The sequence below is a fragment of the Candidatus Poribacteria bacterium genome, assembly GCA_021295755.1.
Lineage (GTDB): Bacteria > Poribacteria > WGA-4E > WGA-4E > PCPOR2b > PCPOR2b.
In genome coordinates this window covers 1-3,441 of record JAGWBT010000241.1, presented here as the reverse complement: position 1 = coordinate 3,441, position 3,441 = coordinate 1, and the positions used below count along the sequence as shown (strand labels likewise).

The following is a 3,441-nucleotide window of genomic DNA, read 5'->3' as shown; positions in this document are numbered from 1 at the left end:
CCTGCGGCACGATGCGTGAGTGGCACCAGCGGGATCGACTTTCCCTTTTGGCTTTCACCAATCGCAGTGTAAGAAATAAAGTCCGGATGTGCGGCCACCATCGCGTCGAGAAAGGCCATCATTTCGGCGTGATCCGTAAAGCCTTTGTCCTTTTGAAATGCCGGCGTGGTGATGGTCAGCTTGGAATCCGGAAAGAACTTCTCCGTCACTTTTTTGGTCTGCGGCACAGGCTGGCCAATCGCGCCGTAGGCGCAAAAGATCAATATGATGTAGCGTAAATTCTTCATATCACAGAGCAAATGAGGTGATGAGGCGGAAGATCCATTCGTCTCCGGTCTTGGCCACGCCGTCGAAATCGTTGCTGCCCTCGGCCGCGTCTACGCAGTCCACGGAAGCCCGGATCTTGATGCCGTACATTTTGGACAGGTATTGCGACACGCCGGAGGTGTAGTAATTCGGGCGGTTGTAGAAGATGCCGTTATTCAGAAAGCTATATTCATCGGCCGACAAATGGGTGTAGCGCGCGTCGATCGAAAAGCGGTTCTTGAAGAGGTAGCCCATCTGAATATTGTAGCCCATGCCGAGCATCATGCGGCCCTTCACGTAGTTTTCGACGTCGTCGCCGTCGCCCACCGGGAAAGTGGTCACCAAAGAGCCATCGTTCCGCACTCGATACACGATGTCGTTGGGCACGGTGGCCGCAGTGCTCACGAACTCGCCAACGGCCGAAAAACCCTGGTACTTGAAGAGGAAATCGACTCCCGGTTTGCTAAAATTAGGTAGCGAAGGATTCTGATCGGCATCCAAATAGAGGATATCGCCACTTCCGCGCCCACGGCGACTGCTCATGCCTACGTTGTAGCTATAGGCCACCCCGATCACTAGGCGAGGAACGAGTTCGCGCATCATGTCGACCTCGTGGTATTGGCTCATGTTGGTAAAGAGCCCAAAGGGCAAAAAGTCCAAACGGCCGCCGTACTTGAACCCGCCGTAGTCGGGCCGAAAAACAAAACGTTGAGTCCATCGCCGTTGGTATGCCTCGAGGTAAGCGAACGGTTCCGTCGATGAAAATCCCGAATTCGCGAATCGTACTGAAGCAGCTCGTAACCCGACCCCGAGCACGCTGAACCCCGAAGACGACTGGACCTTTTCGGCCATCGACCCGATCTTCGAGGAGTTCAAAGACCTCACAGGAAACACTAATGCGGTACGATGTCTTCGGCCACAGCGCTGGTGCACAAATGATCCACCGCTACTTGCTTTTTCAGCCCGAGTGCCACTTCAACCGGCTCGTATCGAGTGCTGCGGGCCGGTATTGCGTGCCCGACCCCAGTATTGAATTTCCCTACGGCTTAGGTGTAAGTTCGGCCGCGACCGAACCTCCCAACAACTACTTCGGCCGCGAGGTCTACGTTATTTGTGGGGCTAATGACACCGATCTCAATGCACCGAGTTTACGCCACACCCCGGGCGCCGATGCCCGGGGACTCCAGCGGGCCCGGTATTTCTTCACCGAATCGTCGAGCATTGCCTCGGACGGCGGCTACCTGTTCAATTGGGAGTACCGCACCGTGCCGAATGTTGGGCATAATGGGGAAGAGATGGCGGCGTATGCAGCAAATTTGCTTTAGTAGGGTTTAGACAAAGCCGAAATCAGGATCGAAGATTCAGGTTTGCCTCAGGAAAATCAGGTTACGCGATGCGCAATCAGGAAACCCCCTACTTTGAATTAAAGCTCACACACCATTTCGGAAACGAGCTGATCTCGCGCAGCGAGACCTGAATTGAAAAACCTGATCCGTAAGGCCTGAACTCTCGGAGTCCGGGTTGACTCGCGTAGCGATTGGCTCAACTGTTCGAAGTCTAACCCTGTTGATTTTTAGTCGTAATACTATATGCTCACTTTATTGCTATAAATGTAAATATAAAAACTTATTATTATTCATTGAATTAATATAATAAGCTTATTTTTGTTGTTATATAGTCAATCTAAAGACTTACGAAATGGAAATAAATAAACTACAGCTGAATCAGCTCGAAGCAAAGTTAAAGGTGTTTTCCAAGGCAAACCAAATCGCTGTTCCGCCTACGGGATGGATCAAAGCCGTGCGCGTGACCTTAGGCATGTCCCTTCAGCAGCTCGCCGATAAGTTGTCGATCACCAAGCAAAGTGTTCGGGATATGGAGATTCGCGAGCAGAAAGGCAGCGTTACGCTTAAAAGTCTTCGAGAAGCCGCTCATGCTCTGGATATGGAATTGGTTTATGGTTTAGCTCCAAAGGACGGTAGTATCGATAAGTTGATCGAGCGTAAAGCCCTTGATTTGGCGAAGGAGATCGTTTTGAGAACGTCCGGCAACATGAGGCTCGAGGATCAAGAGAATTCGAAACGTCGACTCAAAAAGGCCATTGATGAACGTGCCGCTATCATCAAGGACGAAATGCCGAGAATGCTGTGGGATTAGGACTCAAATACATAATGGGCCAAACACCCATTGATGAGGACGAGCAAGAGGGCTTGCTCATAAGCACGATTGCTACTCAAGCCGAGCTAAACGAGTTTGAGCAGCAGAACATCGAGGATGCCTTGCAATGGGCAATGAGTAGGAACTTCACACCAGAACAAGTGTTCTCGGAAAGGTTCGTTTGCGAAGTTCACAAACGGATGTTTGGCACCGTATGGTCGTGGGCCGGAATTTTTCGAACTACGAACAAGAATTTGGGAGTCGATAAGCACCAGATCTCCGTAGAACTCAAAAAACTACTCGATGATGCCCTTTATTGGGTAGAACACAATACGTATACGCCTGATGAGCTCGCCATTCGATTCAAACACCACATTGTCAGTATACATTGCTTCCCAAACGGCAACGGGCGACACAGTCGATTCATGGGCGATGTTATCGTAGAAAAGCTCTTCGGTCAGGAGCACTTTTCATGGGGTGCTAAAAACCTCTCTGCTGATAACGAGGCACGGGCGGCCTACTTGAAGGCCGTTCGAGCCGCTGATCGAGGTGATTTTAAGCCCTTGTTGACCTTCGCTCGATCGTGATGCTGCGCCTACGGCGCGATGAACAACACCCGCGACTATTCGACCTTGTCCATACACGTCTGGTGTGTTGCGCCTTGTTGTCTGAATCCCCGGGTTAAATCCCGGGGCCAAGGAATCGGTTTCCATGACTTTTCATGGAGTCTAGGATGTCATTCCTAGGCGGGTGTTCCGGGGTATTTGTTCCTCTTAAGATTTCCATAACAAGCGGCAGTGGGTTACTTCCCTATCTTTCGCATTCATTAATCCTATCGACGGTGGACCTCCAACAGTCGGAGGGGTATATCGGAAACGGGAGTGTTCACTAAAGTGTGTTATTGGTTAAAAATCTATCTTCAAAATAGTCACATAAATCCCTGCGGACATTAGACCAACCGAACATGGTTCCATTCCA

Annotated in this window: 5 protein-coding genes; 3 read left to right on the top strand and 2 right to left on the bottom strand. The window is 50.5% G+C overall.

Annotation, left to right across the window (positions count from 1 at the left end; translation table 11 throughout):
- A partial coding sequence (locus tag J4G02_22840; protein ID MCE2397346.1) for a peptidase occupies positions 1–287 on the bottom strand: 287 nt, incomplete at its 3' end.
- 1 nt (position 288) lies between these two features.
- Complete coding sequence (locus J4G02_22835; protein MCE2397345.1) at positions 289–1,158, bottom strand: hypothetical protein; 870 nt, start codon at positions 1,156–1,158, stop codon at positions 289–291.
- Between the two features lie 44 nt (positions 1,159–1,202).
- On the opposite strand from J4G02_22835, the gene J4G02_22830 reads away from it, so the two are divergent.
- The 3 genes from J4G02_22830 (at position 1,203) to J4G02_22820 (ending at position 3,050) form a co-directional block, all read left to right on the top strand.
- A complete protein-coding gene (locus J4G02_22830; GenBank protein MCE2397344.1) occupies positions 1,203–1,631 on the top strand; it encodes a hypothetical protein in 429 nt (142 codons plus the stop codon).
- 373 nt (positions 1,632–2,004) lie between these two features.
- Positions 2,005–2,463, top strand: a complete 459-nt coding sequence (locus tag J4G02_22825; GenBank protein ID MCE2397343.1) for a mobile mystery protein A — start codon at positions 2,005–2,007, stop codon at positions 2,461–2,463.
- On the top strand, positions 2,454–3,050 hold the full coding sequence (locus J4G02_22820) for a mobile mystery protein B (protein MCE2397342.1): 597 nt from the start codon (positions 2,454–2,456) through the stop codon (positions 3,048–3,050). Before J4G02_22825 ends, J4G02_22820 begins: the two co-directional genes overlap by 10 nt.
- Positions 3,051–3,441: the final 391 nt, after the last annotated feature.

Coding starts and splice junctions, on each gene's coding strand:
- J4G02_22825 (MCE2397343.1), top strand. CDS start 2,005: ATGGAAATAAATAAACTACAGCTGAATCAGCTCGAAGCAAAGTTAAAG.
- J4G02_22830 (MCE2397344.1), top strand. CDS start 1,203: ATGCGGTACGATGTCTTCGGCCACAGCGCTGGTGCACAAATGATCCAC.
- J4G02_22835 (MCE2397345.1), bottom strand. CDS start 1,158: ATGGCCGAAAAGGTCCAGTCGTCTTCGGGGTTCAGCGTGCTCGGGGTC.